The sequence below is a fragment of the Streptomyces sp. BE303 genome (assembly GCF_036290945.1).
Lineage (GTDB): Bacteria > Actinomycetota > Actinomycetes > Streptomycetales > Streptomycetaceae > Kitasatospora.
Map to the genome: position 1 here is coordinate 23,453 of NZ_JAQYWZ010000773.1, position 21,345 is coordinate 44,797.

Annotated in this window: 22 protein-coding genes; 11 read left to right on the plus strand and 11 right to left on the minus strand. The window is 75.4% G+C overall.

The window, feature by feature from the left end; all coding sequences use genetic code 11:
- Positions 1-6: 6 nt before the first annotated feature.
- From paaC to paaE, 3 genes are read left to right on the plus strand one after another with little or no spacing between them, the layout of a single operon-like run.
- Positions 7-888: a 1,2-phenylacetyl-CoA epoxidase subunit PaaC gene (gene paaC / locus PUR56_RS24410; protein ID WP_329950463.1), complete on the plus strand. Its 882-nt coding sequence runs from the start codon at positions 7-9 to the stop codon at positions 886-888.
- Positions 885-1,493, plus strand: coding sequence for a 1,2-phenylacetyl-CoA epoxidase subunit PaaD (gene paaD, locus PUR56_RS24415; protein ID WP_443034555.1), 609 nt, complete (start codon positions 885-887; stop codon positions 1,491-1,493). Before paaC ends, paaD begins: the two co-directional genes overlap by 4 nt.
- Positions 1,494-2,579, plus strand: coding sequence for a 1,2-phenylacetyl-CoA epoxidase subunit PaaE (paaE, locus tag PUR56_RS24420; protein ID WP_329880617.1), 1,086 nt, complete (start codon positions 1,494-1,496; stop codon positions 2,577-2,579).
- Between the two features lie 81 nt (positions 2,580-2,660).
- Here paaE and PUR56_RS24425 read toward each other — a convergent pair whose 3' ends face one another.
- Positions 2,661-3,794 (minus strand): NAD(P)-binding domain-containing protein, encoded by a 1,134-nt coding sequence (locus tag PUR56_RS24425; protein ID WP_329950465.1) that lies wholly within the window; start codon positions 3,792-3,794, stop codon positions 2,661-2,663.
- A gap of 159 nt (positions 3,795-3,953) precedes the next feature.
- On the minus strand, positions 3,954-4,328 hold the full coding sequence (locus PUR56_RS24430; protein WP_329880614.1) for a YbjQ family protein: 375 nt from the start codon (positions 4,326-4,328) through the stop codon (positions 3,954-3,956).
- A gap of 145 nt (positions 4,329-4,473) precedes the next feature.
- On the opposite strand from PUR56_RS24430, the gene PUR56_RS24435 reads away from it, so the two are divergent.
- Positions 4,474-5,403: a hypothetical protein gene (locus PUR56_RS24435; RefSeq protein WP_329880612.1), complete on the plus strand. Its 930-nt coding sequence runs from the start codon at positions 4,474-4,476 to the stop codon at positions 5,401-5,403.
- Positions 5,404-5,505: 102 nt separating this feature from the next.
- A complete protein-coding gene (locus PUR56_RS24440) occupies positions 5,506-6,219 on the plus strand; it encodes an aminoacyl-tRNA hydrolase (RefSeq protein WP_329950466.1) in 714 nt (237 codons plus the stop codon).
- Between the two features lie 132 nt (positions 6,220-6,351).
- On the opposite strand, the gene PUR56_RS24445 is transcribed toward PUR56_RS24440, so the two are convergent.
- The 3 genes from PUR56_RS24445 to PUR56_RS24455 form a co-directional block, all read right to left on the minus strand.
- Positions 6,352-6,879 (minus strand): SRPBCC domain-containing protein, encoded by a 528-nt coding sequence (locus tag PUR56_RS24445; RefSeq protein WP_329950467.1) that lies wholly within the window; start codon positions 6,877-6,879, stop codon positions 6,352-6,354.
- A gap of 101 nt (positions 6,880-6,980) precedes the next feature.
- The gene (locus tag PUR56_RS24450; RefSeq protein ID WP_329950468.1) at positions 6,981-7,784 is read right to left on the minus strand and encodes an ABC transporter permease; all 804 of its coding nucleotides are present in this window, start codon (positions 7,782-7,784) and stop codon (positions 6,981-6,983) included.
- Positions 7,781-8,710 (minus strand): ABC transporter ATP-binding protein, encoded by a 930-nt coding sequence (locus PUR56_RS24455; RefSeq protein ID WP_329950469.1) that lies wholly within the window; start codon positions 8,708-8,710, stop codon positions 7,781-7,783. The genes PUR56_RS24450 and PUR56_RS24455 overlap by 4 nt, the downstream gene beginning before the upstream one ends.
- A 182-nt stretch (positions 8,711-8,892) precedes the next feature.
- Between PUR56_RS24455 and PUR56_RS24460 the strand changes: the two genes are divergently transcribed.
- Complete coding sequence (locus PUR56_RS24460; protein ID WP_329950470.1) at positions 8,893-10,197, plus strand: sensor histidine kinase; 1,305 nt, start codon at positions 8,893-8,895, stop codon at positions 10,195-10,197.
- Positions 10,197-10,859 (plus strand): response regulator, encoded by a 663-nt coding sequence (locus PUR56_RS24465; RefSeq protein WP_380358698.1) that lies wholly within the window; start codon positions 10,197-10,199, stop codon positions 10,857-10,859. The genes PUR56_RS24460 and PUR56_RS24465 overlap by 1 nt, the downstream gene beginning before the upstream one ends.
- 137 nt (positions 10,860-10,996) lie before the next feature.
- On the opposite strand, the gene PUR56_RS24470 is transcribed toward PUR56_RS24465, so the two are convergent.
- The 5 genes from PUR56_RS24470 to PUR56_RS24490 all read right to left on the minus strand — a co-directional run bounded on the left by PUR56_RS24470 (position 10,997) and on the right by PUR56_RS24490 (position 15,318).
- Positions 10,997-12,115, minus strand: coding sequence for an ABC transporter ATP-binding protein (locus PUR56_RS24470; RefSeq protein WP_329880601.1), 1,119 nt, complete (start codon positions 12,113-12,115; stop codon positions 10,997-10,999).
- 151 nt (positions 12,116-12,266) lie between these two features.
- Positions 12,267-13,151: an ABC transporter permease gene (locus PUR56_RS24475; protein WP_329950521.1), complete on the minus strand. Its 885-nt coding sequence runs from the start codon at positions 13,149-13,151 to the stop codon at positions 12,267-12,269.
- Positions 13,151-13,990: a molybdate ABC transporter substrate-binding protein gene (modA, locus tag PUR56_RS24480; protein ID WP_329950472.1), complete on the minus strand. Its 840-nt coding sequence runs from the start codon at positions 13,988-13,990 to the stop codon at positions 13,151-13,153. Before modA ends, PUR56_RS24475 begins: the two co-directional genes overlap by 1 nt.
- A 509-nt stretch (positions 13,991-14,499) precedes the next feature.
- Positions 14,500-14,904 (minus strand): hypothetical protein, encoded by a 405-nt coding sequence (locus tag PUR56_RS24485; RefSeq protein ID WP_329950473.1) that lies wholly within the window; start codon positions 14,902-14,904, stop codon positions 14,500-14,502.
- Between the two features lie 216 nt (positions 14,905-15,120).
- The gene (locus PUR56_RS24490; RefSeq protein WP_329950531.1) at positions 15,121-15,318 is read right to left on the minus strand and encodes a hypothetical protein; all 198 of its coding nucleotides are present in this window, start codon (positions 15,316-15,318) and stop codon (positions 15,121-15,123) included.
- Here PUR56_RS24490 and PUR56_RS24495 point away from each other — a divergent pair.
- Both PUR56_RS24495 and PUR56_RS24500 read left to right on the plus strand, forming a co-directional pair.
- Positions 15,232-15,771 (plus strand): sigma-70 family RNA polymerase sigma factor, encoded by a 540-nt coding sequence (locus tag PUR56_RS24495; RefSeq protein ID WP_329950522.1) that lies wholly within the window; start codon positions 15,232-15,234, stop codon positions 15,769-15,771. The two genes, PUR56_RS24490 and PUR56_RS24495, sit on opposite strands and share 87 nt — an antisense overlap.
- Positions 15,772-15,816: 45 nt before the next feature.
- Positions 15,817-16,947, plus strand: a complete 1,131-nt coding sequence (locus PUR56_RS24500) for a hypothetical protein (protein WP_329950474.1) — start codon at positions 15,817-15,819, stop codon at positions 16,945-16,947.
- A gap of 161 nt (positions 16,948-17,108) precedes the next feature.
- On the opposite strand, the gene PUR56_RS24505 is transcribed toward PUR56_RS24500, so the two are convergent.
- Positions 17,109-18,551 carry a cation:dicarboxylate symporter family transporter gene (locus tag PUR56_RS24505; RefSeq protein ID WP_329950475.1) on the minus strand — a complete coding sequence of 481 codons (1,443 nt, stop codon included), beginning with the start codon at positions 18,549-18,551 and terminating at the stop codon, positions 17,109-17,111.
- Between the two features lie 241 nt (positions 18,552-18,792).
- On the opposite strand from PUR56_RS24505, the gene PUR56_RS24510 reads away from it, so the two are divergent.
- Complete coding sequence (locus PUR56_RS24510; protein ID WP_329950476.1) at positions 18,793-20,442, plus strand: sensor histidine kinase; 1,650 nt, start codon at positions 18,793-18,795, stop codon at positions 20,440-20,442.
- A gap of 119 nt (positions 20,443-20,561) precedes the next feature.
- Positions 20,562-21,275 carry a response regulator gene (locus tag PUR56_RS24515; RefSeq protein WP_443034556.1) on the plus strand — a complete coding sequence of 238 codons (714 nt, stop codon included), beginning with the start codon at positions 20,562-20,564 and terminating at the stop codon, positions 21,273-21,275.
- The last annotated feature ends 70 nt before the right edge of the window (positions 21,276-21,345 follow it).

Sequence of the window (21,345 nt, forward strand, 5' to 3'; positions counted from 1 at the left end):
CGAACCATGACCGACGACCACGTGTACCTGAGCCTCGCCGAGGCGTCCCCCGAGCCCGAGGGCGAGGGCCGCTGGGCGTACGGGACGGGCTTCGCCGACCCGCTGCTCGGGGTGGACACCACCGTGCCGCCCGGGCTGGACGGCACCGACCTGGCCGCCTACTGCCTGATGCTCGGCGACGACGCGCTCGTCCTCTCCCAACGGCTGATCGAGTGGTGCACCCGGGCCCCGGAGCTGGAGGAGGAGGTCGCGCTCGCCAACCTCGGCCTCGACCTCCTCGGCCAGGCCCGCCAGCTGCTCACCCGGGCCGGGCAGGCCGACGGGTCCGGGCGCACCGAGGACGACCTGGCGTACTGGCGGGAGGAGCGCGACTTCCGCAACGTCCGCCTGGTCGAGGCGCCGAACGGGGACTTCGCGTTCTCGATCGCCCGGCTGCTGCTCTTCTCCACGGCGCGCGGCGCGCTGTACGAGGCGCTGGCCGGGCACGCGGACCCGGTGCTGGCGGCGGTCGCCGCGCGGGGCGTGAAGGAGCTCGCCTACCACCGCGAGTACGCGACGGCCTGGACGCTGCGGCTCGGCGACGGGACGCCGTACTCGGCCGGGCGGATGCAGGCCGGGGTGGACGCGGCCTGGCCGCTGCTGGAGGAACTGTTCACGGCGCATCCGGTCGAGCTGCGGGTCGGTACGGACCCGGCGACGCTGCGCGAGCCGGTGCTGGCCTCGCTGGCGGGCGTGCTCGCGGAGGCCGGGCTGGCCGTGCCGGACGTCCCCGGGCTGGCGGCGGTCGGCGGCCGGGCCGGCCGGGACGGGGTGCACACCGAGGCGCTGGGCCTGCTGCTGGCCGAGCTCCAGGTGCTGGCCCGGGCACACCCGGGGGCGACGTGGTGACCGCGGCCGGAACGGTCGCCCGCGGCAGGGCGTGGGAGGTCGCGTTGGAGGTGCCCGATCCGGAGCTGCCCATGCTGACCCTCGCCGACCTGGGCGTGCTGTCCGAGGTCGAGGTGGACGGCGGCGCCGTGACGGCGTGGCTCACCCCGACGTACTCGGGCTGCCCCGCCGTCGCCGAGATGGCCGCGGACGTGGACCGGCGGCTGCGCGCGGCCGGGTACGCGGACGTCCGGGTCCGGCTGCGGCTCGACCCGCCCTGGTCGACCGACCTGATCACCGCCGAGGGGCGCCGCAAGCTCGTCGAGGCGGGCGTCGCCCCGCCCCGTCCGGGCGCCGCGGCCTCCGGCGGCGGCCCGGGGCCGGGTCTGCTGAGCCTCGGTCCGACCCGGCGCGCGGACCGGTCGGACGCGCCGGACGCGGGGACGGGCGCCGGCGCGCGGCCCGCTGCCGTGCGCGGCCACGTCGCCCCCGCGGCCCCCGTCGTCTGCCCGCTCTGCGGCTGCGCCGACACCGAGGAGCTGTCCCGGTTCGGCTCCACCGCCTGCAAGGCGCTGTGGCGCTGTCGCGACTGCCGTGAGCCCTTCGAACGTGTCAAGGAGATCTGAATGGCCGCCGTCCTGCCCGCCCGCCGCCCCACCTTCCACCTGCTGCGGGTCGCAGCGGTGGAGCGGCTCTGCGAGGACGCCGTCGCGGTGACCTTCGCGGTGCCGGACGGGCTCACGGACGCTTTCGCGTTCCGGCCGGGGCAGACGCTGACGCTGCGCCGGGTGGTGGACGGTGTCGACGAGCGCCGCTCGTACTCGATCTGCGCCCCCGCCGGCGGTCCGCTGCGGATCGCCGTCCGGGAGGTGCCCGGCGGGCTGTTCTCCCGCTGGCTGGTGCGCGACGCGGGCCCGGGGGAGGAGGTCGAGGTGCTGACGCCGTCCGGTCTCTTCAGCCCCGACCTCGCCGAACCCGCCGAGCACGTGCTGCTGGCGGCCGGCTCCGGCATCACGCCGATGCTCTCCATCGCCGCCTCCGTCCTGGCCGCCGACCGCACCTCGACCGTCACCCTCCTCTACGGCAACCGGCGCAGCGACACCGTGATGTTCTCCGACGAGCTGGCCGACCTGAAGGACCGCTACCTCGGCCGGCTCCAACTGGTGCACGTGCTCTCCCGGGAGACCCGGGACGCCGAACTGCTCAGCGGCCGGCTCGACCCCGAACGGGTCGGGGCCCTGCTCAAGGCGCTGGTCGACGTGGAGGCCGTCGGCCACTGGTGGCTCTGCGGGCCGTTCGGGATGGTCGCGGGGGCGAAGGAACTGCTGGCCGGGCTGGGCGTGCCGGCCGCGCGGGTGCACCAGGAACTCTTCCACGCCGAGGACGAGCCGATCGCCGAGCGCGTGCAGGACGGGCCGGGCCCGGACGAAGGGGAACGCAGCGAGGTCACCGTCGTCCTCGACGGGCGCGGCAGCACGCTCGCCCTGCCGCGCGACCGGTCGATCCTGGACGGTGCGCAGCGCTCCCGCCCGGACCTGCCGTTCGCCTGCAAGGGCGGGGTCTGCGGCACCTGCCGCGCCCTGGTCACCGAGGGCGAGGTGAAGATGCGGCGCAACTTCGCCCTGGAGGAGAAGGAACTGGCGGCCGGCTACGTCCTCACCTGCCAGGCCCGCCCGGTCACCGACCGGGTGACGGTCGACTACGACCGCTGAGCGGCTCGACCGCCGAGCAGCTCGGCCCGGTGCGCTGCGAGGAACTTGGCCGGCGGGGCGGGCTCACGGCCGGGCGGCTGCTCAGCCGGCGACCGCGGCGTCGGCCCCGGCCGGGTCGCCGAGCAGCGTGACGATCTCGTTGACCGCCGCCCGGCCGGCCCGGTTGGCGCCGATCGTGCTGGCGGACGGGCCGTAGCCGACCAGGTGGACCCGCGGGTCGGCGGTGGCGCGGGTGCCGGTGAGGGCGATGCCGCCCCCGGGGGAGCGCAGGCCCAGGCCGGCGAGGTGGCCGACCTCGGGCCGGAAGCCGGTCGCCCACACGATCGCGTCGACGGCGAGTTCCTCGTCGCCCCAGGCCACCCCGTGCTCGGTGAGGCGGTCGAACATCGGGCGACGGTGCAGCGCGCCCAGCTCCTCGGCACGGCGGTAGGCGACCGACGGGCCGAGCCCGGTCACGCTCACCACGCTGCGCACCGGCAGACCCCGGCGGACCCGTTCCTCGACCTTGGCCACCACCTCGCGGCCGTACTCGGAGGTGAACGGTCCCTCGTGGTAGACGGGCGGGGTCCGGGTGACCCAGACCGTCTCGCCGACGGCCGCCACCTCCGAGAGCACCTGGATCGCCGACGCACCGCCGCCGACCACCAGCACCCGTCGGCCGGCGAACTCCTCCGGCCCCCGGTAGTCGGCGTAGTGGAGCCGGCGTCCGGCGAAGTGCCCCGGGTAGTGCGGGAGGAACGGGCGGGTCCACGTCCCGGTGGCGTTGATGAGGGCCCGCGTCGACCAGGTGCCGGTGTCGGTTTCGACGAGCAGCCGGGCGTCCGGGCTCGGGGACTCCGCCCGCACGGCCCGAACGGTCACCGGGCGCACCACCGGGAGCGCGTGCTTCGCCTCGTACGCCGCGAAGTACCCCGGTACGACCTCGCGGGCGGGCGCCTCCGGGTCCGGCTCGGGGAGCTCGAAGTCGGGCAGGTCGTGGAAGCCGTGCACGGTGGCCATCCGCAGCGACGGGGAGCGGTGGGCCCAGGCACCGCCGGGGGCCGCGTCGGCGTCCAGGACGACGAACCCGCCCTCCTGGCCGGTGCCGGTCGGGGAGGGGGCGAAGCCGCGGCGGCGCAGGTGGTAGGCGGCTGACAGACCGGCCTGGCCCGCGCCCACCACCAGGACGTCGACGTGTCGTACCTCGCCCGGGTTGGTTGCACCGTAAACAGTCACGCCGGTGAAACATCGGTGGGGCGGCTCGTGTTCCCGCCGCCCGCGGCCTGTCGCCCGAGGCCCGCCGCCTGTCGCCCGCCGCCTGCCCGCCCTGGTGGCGGGCCTCGGTCCCGAGGGTCGCCACCGGGCCGGCGTCCCGGCGCAGGAACCGTCCGCCGCCTACGGGACGGCGGGGGAGATCACCACCGCCGTGCCGTAGGCGCAGACCTCGGTGCCCACGTCCGCGGCCTCGGTGACGTCGAAGCGGAACATCAGCACCGCGTTCCCGCCCCGTGCCTTGGTCTGCTCGACCAGCCGCGCCATCGCCTCGTTGCGGCTCTCCACCAGGGTCTTCGTCAGACCCCGCAGCTCGCCACCGACCAGCGACTTCAGCGAGGCGCCGATCTGGCTGCCGATGTGCCGGCTGCGCACGGTCAGGCCGAAGACCTCGCCGATCACGTGGTCGACCCGGAAGCCGGGGATGTCGTTGGTGGTCACTACCAGGACCTGGGCGTCCGGGTGCTGCCCGCCGCCGTACTCGTCGATGTTTGCCATGGGCTCATCCTGTGGGCGGGCGGCCCTCCCGGCACAGAGGCGCGCGGCCCGGACTCGCCGCGGGGCGGCCCGGTGACGGCGAGAACGCGTAGGGTAGCCGGAACAGACCGGTGATCGAAGGCCCGAAAGGCCGTACCGTAGCCCCATGGGCGAGCGAAGCGATCATCCACAGGGGCCGGGCGCGGCGGAGGACTCCGGCGCGCAGGAGATCGAGGCGACGGTGGTGCTGGGTCTGCGGATCAGCGACTGGCCCGCGCTGCGGGCTGCGGCGATCGCGGCGGTGGAGGAACTGGACTTCGAGGGCATCGATCCGGCCGGGCAGCGCCGTGAGCTGCTGCGCGAGGTGGCCGAGGACGCCAACGCGGCGCTCGGCGCGCTGTTGCACCCGGACCGGCTGGTGGCGGCGATCCCGGGCGTCGAGGCACTCGGGGGGACGCTGGAGATCAGCGTCACCGAGGACTTCGCACCGGACTTCGCCGAGCTGTTCCCGCTGGACGGCGACGAGGAGGACGGCGGCTCGTCCGGCGACTGGACGCTGACGCCCCGTACGGCCTGCCTGCTGCACGCCCAGCTGATCGGCCTGGCCGACGCCGCGTACGACGACTTCGACGAGCACGAGGACGAGCCGGTCGTCGACGGCGAGGAGACGGACTGGACGGTCTTCAGCCGGCTGCCGCAGCGCACCTGGCGGTTGCACCGGGCCTGGCGCCGCACGATGGCCCGGGCCTTCGACGACCTCGCCGACGATCTCGCGCTCGGCGAGTGGCCGCTGCCGCGGTGCCTGGCCGAGGAGATCGCGCTGCGGCTGGCCCTGGTCGACGCCCGGACGCTGCTCGGTGCGCAGCCCGAGTCGGTCGCCGACATGATGGGCGACCTCCCGGCCGACCTGTACGACTACGACTGGGACGGCTGCCACGACGAGCTGTTCGGGGTCTACGGGCCGGACGACGGCGACGCGGAGCTGAACGCGGAGCAGCGGGCCGAGCTGCTGCTCGCGGCCACCCACCCCGAGGGCTGGTTCCTGACGTACGAGGACGCGGAGGAGCGCGACCCGCAGCGCGGCTTCCGGCGCTGACGGGCCCTGGCCGGCCCCGAGCGGTGCCGAGCGGTGCCGACCGGTGTGCCGCGGCGGGCACCGCGGTGATCTCGGCGCCGCGGGGGCTGGCATGCTGGACCGGTGACTTCTCCGTTCGACGCCCCCGTCCCCGACCCGACGCCCGAGGACCGCGATGCCCGGCCGCAGTACGTGCTGCCGCTGGTCGTCCGGCTGGAGCGGACCGCGCCGCCCGGCCGGACCGATGCCCTGGAGACCTCGGCGCGGGCCGTGCTGACGCTGCTGAGCGACCGCCGGGTGACCGAGCCGGACGGCGAGTGGACGGAGCTGGTCGAGGCGTGGGAGGACGCGCGGATCCGCAAGGTGGTCCGGCGGGCGCGGGGCGGCGAGTGGAACCGGGCGGGCGAGCTGCCGGGGATCACGGTGGCCGGGCGGGAGGCGGAGGTGCGGGTGTTCCCGCCGGTTCCGCTCGACGGCTGGCCCAAGGAGCTCGCCAAGCTCCAGGTGTCCGGCACCGAACTGGAGGAGAGCGGCCCGGTCGACGCCGCGGCGCCCGGGGTGCCGGTGCTCTGGCTGAATCCTGAGGTGGAGATGAGCGCCGGCAAGACGATGGCCCAGACCGGGCACGCCGCCCAGCTCGCCTGGTGGCGGTTGGACGACGCGCAGCGCAAGGAGTGGGCCGAGTCCGGCTTCGCGCTCGCCGTCCGGACGGCCGGGCCCGAGGCCTGGGCGGAGCTGGTGGCGAGCGGTCTGCCGCTGGTGCAGGACGCGGGCTTCACGGAGATCGCTCCGGGGAGCAGCACCGTTGTCGCGGACCACCCGGCACTGCGGGGCTGAGCTGGCGGCCGGCTCCGCCTCGACCGGCGCAGGCCCGTGCGGTGCCGGCCCGTGCGGTGCGGGCTGACCGGTGACGACGACCGGCCGAATTGCGGCAGCTGACGGGCGACAGGTATCAGATCCTGTCGTCCGTCAGCTGTTTTCCGTCATTCGAGGTCGCCGGGCGGTGATCCGCTCCGTGTGGCAGGCCAGCTCGGTCAGTTTCCACGTCCAGTCCGTCCCGTCCTGCTCGCACCGGGTCCGGGTGTCGGCGGTGAGCGGGGCGAGCGCGGTGAACCCGCTCTCCACCATGCGCAGCCGGGTGTGGTTGCCCGGTTCCCGGGTGAGGGTGAACTCGACCAGGGTCGATCCGCCTGCCGCCGCCCCCGTTCCGGCCTCCTCGCCGGACGCGGACGCGGCCACAGCCGCCCCCGTTCCGGCCGCGCCCGGCGACCAGCGGAAGGAGAAGCGGCCCGGTCCCTCCACCCGTTCGATCCTGGCCGGCAGCCTGCCGCGCGGCCCGTGGTCGAGGACCATCCGCCCGCCGGGCCTGAGGTCGATCTCGGCGGGTGCCTCGGCGCCGAACCAGGCACCCAGGAACTCCGCCTGGGTGAGCACCTCCCAGACCCGTTCGCGCGGTGCGGCGATGACGATCTCGCGTTCGATGCTGCCGGTGACCATGCCGTGAACCTCCCCGATCCGTTGCCCGAGGATCGCACGCCCCCGCCGCCACGTGCAACTCCAGAGTTGCACGTGGCGGCGGGGGGTGGGGCGGGCCCGGGTCAGACCTCGTACCGGCGGAGGGTCCGCAGGCCGCCGTACGCGGCGGCGGCGGCCCAGCCGGCCATGATCAGCAGGCCGGTCCAGTGCCCGTACGCGACCTGCGGGTCGTCGACGTAGAGCAGCGCGTACTGGCCCGCGCGGTCCGGGAGGAACTGCACGGCGTGCCGGACGACCGGCACGCCGGACAGCAGCGGGGTGAGCAGGAAGACCGTCGGCACCAGCAGGCCCATCGCCGCGGTGAGGTTGCGCAGCACGGCGGTCAGGCCGAGGCAGAACACGACCAGCAGCGCCGGATAGAGCACCCCGGCGGCGGCGCTGCGGACCAGTCCGGGGCCGTCCCAGCCGGCGGGCACGAAGGCGGCGTAGCCGGCGAGGGAGCCGGCGCTCCCGAGCAGCCCGGCGCCGAGGCCGACGGCCGCGCCGAGGGCGAGTTTGGCGGCGTAGAGGCGGCCTCGGCGCGGGACGGCGGTGAGCGAGACGCCGATCATGCGGGTGTGGAACTCCTGCCCGACCAGCAGCACCCCGAAGCAGACCAGGGCGGCCTGACCGAAGTTGAGGCCGTAGTGGATGCCCACCCCGGGGTCGTCGGCGAGGCCGGCGTCCTTCTCGCCGAGCGTCGCGGCGACGGCGGTGCCGAGGCCGACGGTGAGTGCGACGGCGACGAGCGGGGTGATCCAGAGCGGGCGCAGGGTGGTGAGCTTGATCCACTCGCCGCGGAGCGCGGCTCGGAGCGTGGCGGTCGGCGGCGCGGTGGTCGGCGGAGCGGCGGTCGGCGGCGCGGTGGGGGTGGCGAGGGCGCTCATGCCGCCACCGCCCGGTACTCGACGCTGTCGGCGGTCATGCGCATGAAGGCCTCCTCCAGAGAATCCTGTTGAACCGCGATCTCGTACAGCACCACGCCGGCGGCGGCGGCGAAGGCGGCGATCTGCTCGGGTGCCGCCCCCCTGACCTCCCAGGCGCCGCCGTCCGCCGGTTCGGCGGTGGCGCCGACGAGACGGGCGCCGAGGCCGGCGCCGCCCAGCAGGGCGTCCAGCTTCACCGGGTCGACCGCGCGCACCCGGATCCGGGTGCGGCCGTGGCGGTCGATGAACTCCGAGGTCGCGGAGTCCGCCAGCAGCCTGCCCCGGCCGATCACCACCAGGTGGTCGGCGGTCAGCGCCATCTCGGTCATCAGGTGCGAGGAGACCAGCACCGTGCGGCCCTCGGCGGCCAGGCCCCGCAGCAGGGTGCGGATCCACCGGATGCCCTCCGGGTCGAGGCCGTTCACCGGCTCGTCGAGCATCAGCACCGGCGGGTCGCCGAGCAGGGCGGCGGCCACGCCGAGGCGCTGGCGCATGCCGAGCGAGAAGCCCCGGATCCGCCGGCCGGCCGCGTCGGCGAGGCCGACCTGGGCGAGCACCTCGTCGACCCGGCGGTCCGGCAGGCCGTTGCCGGCGGCCAGCCAGCGCAGGTGGCCGCGCGCCGTGCGGCCACCGTGCAGGGCGTGGGCGTCGAGCAGTGCGCCGACCTGCCGCAGCGGAGCGTCCAGTTCGGCGTACGGGCGGCCGTTCACCAGGGCCCGGCCGGCGGTCGGCCGGGCCAGACCGAGAACCAGCCGCATGGTGGTGCTCTTGCCCGCTCCGTTGGGCCCGAGGAACCCGGTCACCACCCCGGGCCGGACCTCGAAGTCGAGGCCGTCCACCACGCGTGCCCCGGCGTACTCCTTGGTGAGGCCCTCCACCTTGATCACGTCTGCCCTTCCCCTCTCCACCGCTCGTCGCGGACCGTCGGCGGCTCCGCTTCCGACGGTCCGCCGCTCCGACGTCTCCATGGGACCGCGGCGGACCCCGGTGGCGGATCCCGCCCGGGAGGGGATGCTTCTCCCTCCCGAGAGGGAGGCCACCCGCAGCGCTGACCTGGCAGGATGGCGCCATGCCCCGGATACTCGCGCCCCTGCTGAGCGCCGTGACGTACGCGCGCTGGCTGCATCTGGTGATCGGGTGCGTGTTCTCCGGCGTCGTCCTGATGGTCTATCCGGGCGTCTCCGGACCGAGCCTGGCCGAACTCCTGGTCCGGGCCGTGCCGGTGGACGCGGTACTGCTCGTGGCGGCCGCGCTGGTGCCCGCGATGCGCCGGGCGGAAGGGGTGCAGGCGAGGCTGCTGCTCGTCCCCGACCGGGAGCGGGACATCGCCGCCGAGCCCGCCCGCACCTGGGCCGACCGTCGACGGACGGCGGTCTGGCTGGTCGGCCGGGTCGGGCTCGGGACGGCCGTCGGCACCCTGTCGGTGCTGGTGCCGGTCGCCGCCGTCGACCTGCTGACCACCAGGACGCCGGATCTGCAGGGAGTCCGGCTCCCCGCGTTGGAGGGGCCGTCCTGGTACCCGCTGCTGGCGCCGGTGCTGCTGTTCGGGCTCGGATGGCTGATCGTCTGGGCGGGCCGGCTCCAACTCGCCATGGCGGTGCGGCTGCTGGGGCCTTCACCGGCCGAGCGGCTGGCCGCCGCGGAGCTGCGCGCCGAACGCCTGCTGGAACGCAACCTGTTGGCCCGCGAGCTGCACGACTCCATCGGCCACGCCCTGACGGTGACGGTCCTTCAGGCCGGGGCGGCGCGCGAGGTCGGCGATCCGGCGTTCGTCGCCAAGGCGCTCGAAGTCATCGAGGAGACCGGGCGGCAGGCGATGGACGACCTGGAGCGGACGCTCGCGCTGCTCCGTGACACGCGGGAGGACGGACCGGGCGCGGCGGGGGAGGCGGCCGCGGCGGGAGGTGATGCCCTCGGGTCCCCCGGGTCCCTCGGGTCCGGCGAGGCCGGGAGCAGGGGTGATGCGCGCGAACGGCCCGGGATCGAGCAGTTGCCCACGCTGTTCGACACCGCGCGGGCGGCGGGCAGCCCGGTGGAGGCGTGGATCGACGTGGCGCCGGCGAAGCTCCCCGGCGTGCTCTCCCGTGAGGGCTACCGGATCGTCCAGGAGGGCGTCACCAACGCCCTCAAGTACGCGCCCGGCGAACCGATCACCGTCCGGATCGCCGTCCGGGACGGCCGGTTGGAGCTGCGCTGCGTCAACGCCTCCCGGACGGGCGGCGGGACGGCGGTCCGGCCGTCACCGCGACGGGGCGGCAAGGGACTTCGCGGCATCCGGGAACGGGCCGTGCTGCTCGGCGGGGAGGCCTCGGCCGGGGTGGAGTCCGGCGAGTGGGTGCTGGCCGTTCGCGTGCCCCTACGCTTGGGCGCGTGATGATCGACATTCTGCTGGCCGACGACGAGGAGCTGGTCCGCGCCGGACTGCGCGCCGTCCTGGAGGCGCAGGGCGACCTGCGGGTCGTCGGCGAGGCGGCCGACGGCGCCGAGGCGCTCGCCCTGGCCCGCCGGCTGCGTCCGCACGTGGTGCTGATGGACGTCCGGATGCCCGGGGTCGACGGACTCACCGCCACCCGTGAGCTGGTCCGCGACGCGGCCGCCCCCGGGGGGTACGCGCCGAAGATCCTGGTCGTCACCACGTTCGAGATCGACGACTACGTCTACCAGGCCCTGCGCGCCGGGGCGGACGGCTTCCTGTTGAAGCGCACCCGGCCGGCCGAGATCGCCCGGGCGGTCCGGCTGGTCGCGGCCGGGGAGTCACTGCTCTTCCCCGCCCAGATCCGCCGCCTCGCCGCCGGGCAGGGCAACCGGGAGGCGCGCGAGACGATGGCCCGCGCCGCTCTGACCGACCGTGAGGCCGAGGTGCTGCGTCTGGTGGCCCGCGGCCTGACCAACGGGGAGATCGCCGCGCACCTGGTCCTCGGGGTGCAGACGGTGAAGACGCACGTCAGCAGCGTGCTGGCGAAGCTCGGCGCCCGCGACCGCACCCAGGCGGTGATCGCCGCGTACGAGGCGGGCTTCGTGGTGCCCGCCGAGTAGCCGCCCGGCAGTCCCCGGCAGTCCCCGGCAGCCACCCGAAGGTGCTCCCGGGTCCGGCGCGGGTCCGGCGCGGATGCCGATGGCCGCCGCCGGGCGGGCGCCACCCGGCGGACGGGCGGGCGGGAGGAGGCGGGGCGTCAGGCCGGGTACGCGTGCGTCTGGGTGGCCTTGACCGCCGCCCACACCGTCGCCCCGGGAGCGAGGTCGAGCTCCGCCGCCGCGGCCGGAGTCAGGTCGGCGGCCATCGGGACGGGGCCGGCCAGATCGGCCCGGACCTGGTCGCCGTGCAGGTCCAGCCCGGTGACCGTCAGTTCCCAGACGTTGCGCGCACTGCCCGTCGGCCGTTCGCGGTGCAGCGTGACGGCGGACGGCGGGAACGCCACGAAGGCCGGTCCGGACAGCTCCTCGGTGGTGGCCAGCGCCGTGCCGTTCGCCAGCGTGACGCGACGGCCCTCGGCGGCGCCCTGGTACAGGTTGAGGCCGACCAGCCGGGCGATGTAGTCGGTGCGCGGGCGCCTGGAGATCTCCGCGGGACTGCCCGACTGCACCTCGTGCCCGTCCTCGATCACCACCAGCCGGTCGGCCAGCACCATCGCGTCCAGCGGGTCGTGCGTCACCAGGACCGCAACTGCCTCGAACTCTGCCAGATGGCGCCGCAGTTGAGCCCGGACGTCGAGCCGGGTGCGGGCGTCCAGGGCGGCCAGCGGCTCGTCCAGGAGCAGCAGCCTCGGGCGGACGGCCAGCGCGCGGGCGAGTGCGACCCGCTGCTTCTGACCGCCGGAGAGCCGCCCCGGGCGGGCCTCGGCGTGCTCGGCCAGGCCCATCCGGTCCAGCCAGCCGGCGGCCTCGGCGCGCGCCTCCCGTTTGGGGCGGCCCTGGCAGCGCGGGCCGAAGGCCACGTTGTCGAGCGCGCTGAGGTGCGGAAACAGCAGGTAGTCCTGGAAGACCACGCCGACCGGACGCTCCTCGGCCGGGGTGTGCAGCCGCCGGGCCGGGTCCTCCAGGACCCGGCCGTCCAGGCTCAGACGGCCGTCGGTGAGCGGGAGCAGCCCGGCCAGTGCGCGCAGGGCGGTGGACTTGCCCGCGCCGTTCGGCCCGAGCAGGGCCACCACCTCGCCGGGGGCGGCGGAAAGGGCGAGGTCCAGGGTGAAGGAGGCGCGGTCCACCCGCAGGCGGGCGTCGAGGCCGGCGGCAGCGGGAGCCGGGCCGGGGTCCCGGCGGGGCGGCGGGGCGGCGGGGTCGGTGGCGGGTGTCATCGGCGGGGCGGTCCAGGGGTATGGCCCGGGGTGGTACCCGGGGCGCGTTCCGGGGAGGGGCGGGGCGAGGGACGCCGGGCCACGCGCGGCAGAAGGCGCGGGACGAGGCCCGGTGCGGGGGCCGGGGCGGGCCGCCGGGCGGTGGCCGGGCTCACGGCGTGGACATCCAGCGCTCGCGCAGACCGGCCAGCACGGCCACCGACACCACCAGCAGCACCAGCGACAACGCGATCGCCGCCTCCGGGTCGGACTCCATCGCCAGGTAGACGGCGAGCGGCATGGTCTGGGTCCGGCCCGGGAAGTTGCCCGCGAAGGTGATCGTCGCACCGAACTCGCCCAGCGCCCGTGCCCAGGCCAGTACCGCGCCGGCGCCGATGCCGGGCGCGATCAGCGGCAGCGTCACCCGGCGGAAGGTGGTCAGCCGGGAGGCGCCCAGCGTGGCCGCCGCCTCCTCGTAACGCGGGTCGGCGGCCCGCAGCGCGCCCTCGACGCTGATCACCAGGAACGGCATCGCGACGAACGCCTCGGCGATCACCACACCGGTGGTGGTGAACGGCAGGGTGAGGCCGAAGGCCGAGTCCAGCCACGAGCCGACGATGCCGCGCCGCCCGAGCACCAGGAGCAGCGCCACGCCGCCGACCACCGGTGGCAGTACCAGCGGCAGCGTGACCAGGGCCCGGATCAGCCGGCGGCCCGGCAGCTCGGTCCGGGCCAGCAGCCAGGCCAGCGGCACCCCCAGCACCAGCGACACCCCGGTGGCAGCCGTCGCGCAGACCAGGGAGAGGCGCAGCGCCTCCCACACCTGCGGGCTGGTGAGCTGGTCGGACAGCGAACTCCAGGGCGCCCGGACCAGCAGCCCGACCAGCGGGAGGACCAGGAACGCCAGGCCGAGCAGCGCCGGGAGCAGCAGCGTGAGCGGCACGCGGTGCGCCCGCCGCCACGGGCGGGTCCGGGGCGTGCGGGGGCCCCGGACCGGCGCGCCCGCGGCGGTCGGTCGGGCGCCGTCCCCGGTGGACGGGCGGGCGGTACGGCGGATCACGGTGCCTGGAAGCCCGCCGAGGTGAGCACCTGCTGAGCCTCGGGCGACTGGACGTAGGCGACGAAGGCGGCGGCGCCGTCCTTGTTCGGGGCCTTGGCCAGGGCGGCGATCGGGTAGTCGTTCACGGCCTGGGCGGCCTCGGGGAATTCCACGCCGTCGATCTTCGCAGCATCGGCCTTCACATCGGTGCGGTACACCAGCGACGCGTCGACCTCGCCGAGTTCGACCTTGGTCAGCGCGCCCTTGACGTCCTGCTCCAGGGTGACCGGGGTGAGGGCGACGCCGGCGGCCTTGAGCGCCGTCAGGGCGGCGGCGCCGCAGGGCACCTCCTTCGCGCAGAGCGCGACCTTCACCCCGGGGGCGGTGAGGTCGGCCAGGCCCGCGACGTGCCGGGGGTTGCCCTTGGGGACGGCGATGGCGAGCGTGTTCTTCACGAAGGTCTTCGGCGCGCCGGTGGCGCCCCCCGCGTCGGTGACGGTCTTCATGGTCGCCGGGCTGGCGGCGGCGAAGACGTCGGCCGGGGCGCCGGAGTTGATGCTGGCGGCGAGGGCGGAGCTGCCGGCGAAGTTGAAGGTGACCTTGGCGCCCGGGTTGGCGGCCTCGAACTTCTTGCCGAGCTCGGTGAAGCTCTCCTTGAGCGAGGCGGCGGCGAAGACGGTGACGGAGCCGGAGGCCTTCGGAGCCCCGGCGGTGGCGCCGCCCGCGGTGGTCGCGATGCCGGTGGTGCCCGGGCTCCCGGCGCCACCACCGTTGCCGGCGTCGCTGCTGCACGCGGTGGCTCCGAGGCCGAGGACGAGGGCCGCGGCGGTGGCGACGGCGAGTCTGCGGGTGTTCATGTCCCTTGCTTCCCCTCCCGGGCGCGCCGGAAGGGGCGCGGGGTCTTCACCGCAGGTGCGGCGATTTCGGTGATTATAGTGCCGCAATTGCGAGTGGATAGTCGCCTGTCTCATCGCACAGGCGAGGGTGGTCGAAGATGGCGGGTCCGCTGTCGGAAGACGCAAGCCCGGTCGCCGCGGGAGCGAAGCCCCTTGGCGCGCGCGTGGCTCGAAAGGCCGGAGCGGCTCCTGCCCGGACGCCGTGCGCACAGTCGGCCGACCGGCCGGACCCCACCTGCGGCGGGTCCGACCGCTCCGAGAACCCCGGCTGCGCGGCGTTCGATGGCTCGGTCGTGCCGGCCGGCCAACCGGCCTGGCTGCTGTTCGCCCGCCTGCTGTCCGCCGGGGTCCGCCCGGGGCCGCCCGGGGCCGCCTGCTGTCCGCCGGGGTCCGCCCGGGGGCTGCGGGCAGGCGGGAGGGGTGCCGGGCCCTCGCGGCCCGGCACCCCCGTCGTGGTGGGCGCGGCCGGGTCAGCCGCGCGACTGGAACGCGATCCGGGTCCAGCTGGAGCCCGGGCAGTTGCCCCAGACCGCCCACGGCTCGGTCCGGGCGCCGATCCAGAGGCCGGTGCTGGACGTGCCGTTGGCGCAGTACGTGATGGTGCGCAGCTCGCCGGAGTAGATCCGGCAGTTGCCCTCCCAGCGCCAGCCGAAGTCGGCGGTGATGACGCAGTGGTAGGAGGCGGTGATCGCGGCGGGCGACGCGACGCCCGATCCGGCCGTGATGGTCTGGTCGGCGGCGCGGGCCTGCTCGGCGGCCGGCGCGTGGGCGGTCGGCCCGGCGGTGGCCGGGAGGGTGGTGGTGCCGAGCACGCCGAGGGCGGCGGCGGCCACCATCCCGAGCCTGGCGATGTTCCGGGCGATACAACCGGTCATGGCGTTTGTCTCCTCGCTCATGTGATGTGGCCCCGGCCGGGCGGCGAGGAAAACCAATTCCCTTGCGCCGTCCGGACGGTGACGTATTGCACACGAATGACTGCGCACGGTGGGGTGACGAACTATGATGTGACCTGCGTCACAGTCCGGGTGGCCGGTGCGTGCCACCTGGTCTTTCGGGTGCCGATTTCCGAGGGGAGCGGCATGGAGTTCTCGTCAGGCTGTCGAGGTGAACCGGATCCGGACGCCGGTTCCGATGCCGACCGGGCCGATTTCAATCGGGTGTTCACGGAATTGCTGCCGAGGCTCCATCGGGCGGCCGTTCAGCTGACCGGAAATTCGTTCGGCGCGGGTGATGTCGTCCACGACGCCTATCTGCGAATAGCGCGCCGCCCCGACCGATTCCTCCGCCATCCGCAGCCGTACGCCTATGCGTTCACGACGATGGTCAACATCCTCCGCGACGAGTGGCGCCGCGACCGTCGCCGCACGGTGCTGTCGGAGGCGGCCGAGGACGCGTACGGCGGGCCGGGCCGGGCCGGACGGGCCGACGCGTCGGGCGGTGGCGTGGGGGAGCTCCAGGCGCACTGGGAGGTGGTCCGGCTGTTGGGCTGTCTGACGGTAAAGCAGGCGCGGGCGGTGCTCCTGATCGACCTCGACGGGTACAGCCTGGAGGAGGCCGCCCGCTTGCTCGGCGTGCACCGCTCCACCCTGGCCGTCACCCGGCGGCGGGCTCTCGCCCGGCTCCGCGCCGTCCTCGAACGGGAGAGCGGTCCGGGGTCGGGCGCACCACCCCCGGGGCGGCTGCCGGCACCGCGGGACGGGGCGGGCGGTCCGGCCTCCGCCGGTTCCGACGCACCGAACTGACGGCAAGTCAGCTCGTCCGGCGCATCGGCCCGTACGCTGAAAATCGTGATCACGTACGAGGAGCACCGGCTCCTTTCCCTGGCCGACGACGGCCGCTGGACCGAACTGCTGGGTGCCTACCGGCAGGCCCGGTCCGCCGCCATCGCGCTCGACGGCCGTGCCGGTTACGGCGGTCATGACGGCTACGACGGCTACGACGACCGCGGCGGCTGCGAGAGCTGCGGGAGCGGTGGCGGGCCCGGCGGATACGGCGCCCACGCCGCTCCGGGCGCCGCTCCGGACGGGCCCGGCGGCCCCGGTGGCGCCGGACGCGTGCTCGACGGCGCCGCCCGGACCCGGGCCGCCGCCGCGACCGCGCCCCTCGGCCACCTGATCGCCTACGCGGCGCCGCCCGAGGTGGCCGCCCGGCTGTTCGACGCGGACGGCGGCCCCGGAACCGCCGCCGGTGCGGACGACCACGACGCCGGGCCGCTCTGGGAGGTGCTGGCGACCCGGCACTCCTGGCGGCGGCTGGCCCCGCTGCTCGGCCCGGTGGAGGTGCGGCGGCTGGTCGCGCAGACCCGGGTGCTGCTCGGCGAGGACCTCTCCTACGGCGCCGAACCGGACCCGGAGGGCGTCCCGCTGCTCCTGGAGCCCTGGGAGTCCGCGGGCTGGGGCGAGGGGGTGCGCGTCCGGGAGTACCTGCCGGGCGGCGGTTCGCGCAGTGCGCTGCTGACCCTGCCCGCCAGCCGGGAGGGCCTCGGCCCGGTGGAGCTCCCCGGGCCGGGGACGCGCCTGCCCGGGCAGGCGGCCACCCGGGCGCTGGCCGAGCTGGCTGGCTGGGCGGTGGCGGTCTGCGTCCGGGGCACCGCGCAGTGCGCCGCCGCCCAGCTGGCGCCCGGGCGGCTGGTGACCGGCGGGTACCTGCCGTTCGCGCTCGCCTGCCCGGCGCTGGTCCAGGCGGGCGTCGCGGACCGGACGCGCGGTGCGGCCCACGGGCGGCTGGCGCTCTGGCGGGTGCTGGCCGCGATGACCGGCGCGGACCGCCCGGACCGGGGGGAGGTCAACGCCCTGGTCGCGCGGATGCGCTGCTTCACCTGGGACGACCCGGCGGACCGGCTGCGGCACCTGCACCTCGCGCTGGAGGACCCGGCGACCGGCCTGAGCTGGGCGGTCAGCGGGTCCGAGGAGATCTGAGAACGAGTCCGTGGACGGGTCGGCCGACGTGGTCGGTCCGTCCGGGTTCCGGCGAGGCCCGGTCGTCGGCCGGGCAAGGGGACCCCCGGCCCGGCGCCGTTCCGGGGGGTTGGGCGGGGCGCCGGGCCGGGGGAGTCTCATCGGGAGGGCGGGACCGAGGGTCAGACGGTCGCCGCGCTCGGGGTGCCGTGGGCGGTCGGGGCGGGTTCGGGCGGGCCGACCGGAGCGGGAACCGCGCCCGGGGCCGTCGTGCCGGGGGCCGCTGCGTCGGCGGGGCCCGCATGGGTGTCGACCAGGGTCCGCTCGTCGAACGGCACCGCGCCAATCAGGACCTGCCGCGCCCGCTCGCGGTCGAACTCGCCGGTCCACTGCCCGACCAGGACGGTGGCCACGGCGTTGCCCGCGAAGTTGGTGAGCGCCCGGGCCTCGGACATGAACCGGTCGATGCCGACGATCAGCCCGACCCCGTCCACCAGCGCCGGCTTGTGCGACTGCAGCCCGCCGGCGAGCGTGGCCAGCCCGGCGCCGGTGACCCCGGCCGCGCCCTTGCTGGCGATCACCATGAAGACGAGCAGGGACAGCTGCTCACCCACCGACATCGGCTTGTCCAGCGCCTCGGAGATGAAGATCGAGGCCATCGTGAGGTAGATCGCGGTGCCGTCCAGGTTGAAGCTGTAGCCGGTCGGGACGGTGATGCCGACCACCGGGCGGCTGACGCCCAGGTGCTCCATCTTGGCGATCAGCCGGGGCAGTGCGCTCTCCGAGGAGGAGGTGGAGACGATGAGGAGGAGCTCGCGGCCGAGGTAGCGCAGCAGGGTGAAGATGTTGACGCCCGCGACCAGCCGCAGCAACGTGCCGAGCACCACGACCACGAACAGGGCGCAGGTCGCGTAGAAGCCGATCATGATGACGGCGAGGCTCTTCAGCGCGGCCGTGCCGGTCGCGCCGACCACCGCCGCCATCGCCCCGAAGGCGCCGATCGGCGCCACCCACATGATCATCGACATGACCCGGAAGACCAGCCGCTGCACGTGCTCGACGCCGCGCAGCACCGGCGCTCCGGCCGGGCCCATCGCCTGCAGCGCGAAGCCGGCCAGCAGGGCGACCAGCAGGGTCTGCAGCACCTTGCCCTCGGTCAGGGCGGAGATCATGGTGGTCGGGATCGCCCCGAGCAGGAAGTCGGCGGTGGACTGGGCGCCGCCGGCGGCGGCCTGGGCGTGGCCGGACTTGGCGAGCGCGGTGGTCAGGTGGAGGCCGACGCCGGGCTCCAGGAGGTTGCCCACCACCAGACCGATGGCGAGTGCGACGGTCGACATGGTGAGGAAGTAGGCGAGCGCGAGGCCGCCGACCTTGCCGACCTTCGCGGCCTTGGCGACCGAGCCGATGCCCAGCACGATGGTGCAGAAGATGACCGGGCTGATCATCATCTTGATCAGGTTGACGAAGCCCGTCCCGATCGGCTTCAGCTCCACCGCGAAGCCGGGCGCGGCCAGTCCGACCACGACCCCCGCCACCACCGCCACGATCACGGCGAGGTAGAGGGCGTGGGTGCGGTCCTTCCGTCTGACGGCCTCGGCCTGCTGTCCTGCTCCGGTGATCGACATCTGCGGCTCCTTTGCCCAGCTGTGCCCTGCGTTCCTGGCGGCCCCGGGTGGTGGGCCGCTCCGACTATGGGGTCGGGGCGTGACGCGGGTCACGTTTGCGTTCATAGAGTTCACGGGGCGGCGGTCGAGGTCCGGGGGCTGCGGGCGGAGGGCCGGGAGGCCCGGGAGGGCCGTGGCGCCGGTCCGGGGCGGCGCCCGGGTGCGGGCCGGCCCCCGCGGACCGTGGTGCACACTGACAGGCATGTCCGCGCGCACCCTCCCCTCGCCGCGCCGGCCGGTGCGCAGCCTGGCCGGGCAGCTCTTCGTCGTCCAGGTCGTCATCGTCGCCGCCGTGGTGGCCGGCGGAGCCGTGCTCGCCTACCTGTTCACCGCCGACCGCACCGAGGACGCGGCCCGCCGCCAGGTCACCGCCGTCGCCCGTGCGGTCGCCGACTCGCCGGCCGTCCTGGCCGCCGTCTCCGGACCCGACCCGACCGCCGTCCTCCAGCCGTACGCCGAGCGGGTCCGCGTCGACACCGGGGTCTCCTTCGTCACCGTGATGGACACCGCGGGCGTCCGCTGGACCCACCCCCTCCCCGAGCAGATCGGCCGGACCTTCCTCGGCCACATCGACTGGGCGCTCGCCGGGGAGACCCGCAGCGAGACCTACACCGGCACGCTCGGTCCGTCGGTACGGGTGGTCACGCCGGTGCTGGACGACCGGGGCCGGGTGGTCGCGCTGGTGAGTGCGGGCATCACCGTGCAGTCCATCTCGGCCCGGCTGCGCGGCCCGCTGCTCGCCCTGGTCGGGGTCGCCGGGGCCGCGCTGGCGGTCGGCGGGGTCGGCACCTACCTCGCCAACTCCCGTCTGCGGCGGCATACTCACGGGATGGGTCCGGCCGAGCTCAGCCACCTCTACGAGTACCACCAGGCCACCCTGCGTGCGGTGCGCGAAGGGCTCGTGCTGCTCGACCGCCGCCACCGGGTGGTGCTCTGCAACGACGCGGCCCGCGAACTCCTCGGCCTGACCGGGAGCCTGGACGGCCGGCCGATCGGGGAACTCGGCCTGCCGGAGGCGCTCGTCGCCGCGGTGCTGGGGGACGTTCCGGTGCGGGACGAGGTCCACCTGACCGCGGAGCGGGTGGTGGTGCTCAACACCTCCACCATCGGTACCGGTCTCGGCCGCGTCCTCACCCTCCGGGATCACACCGAACTGCAGGCGCTGAGCGGCGAGTTGGATTCGGTGCGCGGGTTCACCGAGGCGCTCGGCGCGCAGGCGCACGAGGCCGCGAACCGGTTGCACGCCGTCGTCTCGCTGATCGAACTGGGCCGCCACCGCGAGGCGGTGGAGTTCGCCACCGCCGAACTCGCCCTCGCCCAGCGGCTCACCGACCGCGTGGTCGCCGCCGTCGGCGAGCCGGTGCTGGCCGCCCTGCTGCTCGGCAAGGCCGCCCAGGCCGCCGAACGGGGCGTGGAGTTGACGCTCACCGCGGACAGCTCGATCGACGACGGGGTGCTGCCGCCGGGGCTGTCCGCCCGCGACCTGATCACCGTCCTCGGCAACCTGGTCGACAACGCCGTCGACGCGGCGATCGCCGGCGCCGCCGAGAGCCCCGTCCAGCCCGAGGTCACCGTGACCGCGCGGATCGACGGCGGCCACCTCCTGCTCCGGGTCGCCGACACCGGCGCCGGCATCGACCCGGCCGCCGTGGACGACGTGTTCCGGCGCGGCTGGAGCACCAAGCAGGACGTCCGCGGGCACGGACTCGGCCTCGCACTGGTGGCCCAGGCCGCCCGGCGCAACGGCGGCACCGTCGAGGTCGGCCGGGACCGGGGCGCGGTGCTCACCGTCCGGCTCCCGCTGGTCCGGCAGCCCGGGCCGCCCCGGCCGCGCGCGGCGGTGGCGCCGTGAACCCGGCCCCGCGGACGCCACCGGCCGGGCCGTCGGGCGGGTCGTCGGGCAGGTCGTCGGGCAGGCCGTCGAACGGGCCCTCCGGCGGGCCCGTCCGACGGCCCGAGATCACGGTCCTGGTGGTCGAGGACGACCCGGTGGCCGCCGCCGCCCACGCCCTGTACGTCGGACGCGAACCCGGGTTCCGGGCGGTCGGCGCCGTCCACGGCTGCGCCGACGCGCTGCGCTTCCTGGAGCGCGCCCGCGCCGCGGGGAGGCCCGTGGACCTGACCCTGCTCGACCTCTACCTGCCGGACGGGCACGGGCTCCAGCTCTGCGGCACCCTGCGCGCGGCCGGGCACACCACCGACGTCATCGCCGTCACCTCGGCCCGCGACCTCGCGATGGTCCGCCAGGCGGTCTCCGCAGGGGTCGTCCAGTACCTGCTGAAGCCGTTCGGCGCCGCCGCGCTGCACGACCGCCTGGAACGCTACGCCCGCTACCGCGACACCTTCGCCCGGGCCGGCGAGGCCACCGGTCAGGACGAGGTCGACCAGGCCCTCGCGCTGCTCCGCACCCCCGAACGCACCGCGCTGCCCAAGGGGTTGAGCGCCCCGACGCTGGACACCGTCGCCGCCGTCCTGCGCGAGGCCCGCACCGGTCTGTCCGCCGCCGCCGCCGGTGTCGCGGCCGGGGTCTCCCGCATCACCGCCCGCCGTTACCTGGAGCACCTCGTCGACTCCGGGCTCGCCGCCCGCGAACCCCGGTACGGCACCGTCGGCCGCCCGGAGCTCTGCTACCGCTGGACCGGCGGGGGCGGGGGCGGGGAGGGGATCGGGCCGGGATCGGCATGACCCGCTCGTCGCGGGGCGGCCGGGACCGTGCCGTCGCGGTGGCGGCGACTGCCGCGTCGATCGCGCACTC

What these genes read in the sequence shown, in the direction of transcription:
- PUR56_RS24510 (WP_329950476.1), top strand. Translation starts at nt 18,793, where the DNA reads ATGTCCGCGCGCACCCTCCCCTCGCCGCGCCGGCCGGTGCGCAGCCTG.
- modA (WP_329950472.1), bottom strand. Translation starts at nt 13,990, where the DNA reads ATGAACACCCGCAGACTCGCCGTCGCCACCGCCGCGGCCCTCGTCCTC.
- PUR56_RS24490 (WP_329950531.1), bottom strand. Translation starts at nt 15,318, where the DNA reads ATGGCGGAGGAATCGGTCGGGGCGGCGCGCTATTCGCAGATAGGCGTC.
- PUR56_RS24460 (WP_329950470.1), top strand. Translation starts at nt 8,893, where the DNA reads ATGCCCCGGATACTCGCGCCCCTGCTGAGCGCCGTGACGTACGCGCGC.
- PUR56_RS24470 (WP_329880601.1), bottom strand. Translation starts at nt 12,115, where the DNA reads ATGACACCCGCCACCGACCCCGCCGCCCCGCCGCCCCGCCGGGACCCC.
- PUR56_RS24505 (WP_329950475.1), bottom strand. Translation starts at nt 18,551, where the DNA reads ATGTCGATCACCGGAGCAGGACAGCAGGCCGAGGCCGTCAGACGGAAG.
- PUR56_RS24465 (WP_380358698.1), top strand. Translation starts at nt 10,197, where the DNA reads ATGATCGACATTCTGCTGGCCGACGACGAGGAGCTGGTCCGCGCCGGA.
- PUR56_RS24430 (WP_329880614.1), bottom strand. Translation starts at nt 4,328, where the DNA reads ATGGCAAACATCGACGAGTACGGCGGCGGGCAGCACCCGGACGCCCAG.
- PUR56_RS24445 (WP_329950467.1), bottom strand. Translation starts at nt 6,879, where the DNA reads ATGGTCACCGGCAGCATCGAACGCGAGATCGTCATCGCCGCACCGCGC.
- PUR56_RS24435 (WP_329880612.1), top strand. Translation starts at nt 4,474, where the DNA reads ATGGGCGAGCGAAGCGATCATCCACAGGGGCCGGGCGCGGCGGAGGAC.
- paaE (WP_329880617.1), top strand. Translation starts at nt 1,494, where the DNA reads ATGGCCGCCGTCCTGCCCGCCCGCCGCCCCACCTTCCACCTGCTGCGG.
- PUR56_RS24485 (WP_329950473.1), bottom strand. Translation starts at nt 14,904, where the DNA reads ATGACCGGTTGTATCGCCCGGAACATCGCCAGGCTCGGGATGGTGGCC.
- PUR56_RS24450 (WP_329950468.1), bottom strand. Translation starts at nt 7,784, where the DNA reads ATGAGCGCCCTCGCCACCCCCACCGCGCCGCCGACCGCCGCTCCGCCG.
- paaC (WP_329950463.1), top strand. Translation starts at nt 7, where the DNA reads ATGACCGACGACCACGTGTACCTGAGCCTCGCCGAGGCGTCCCCCGAG.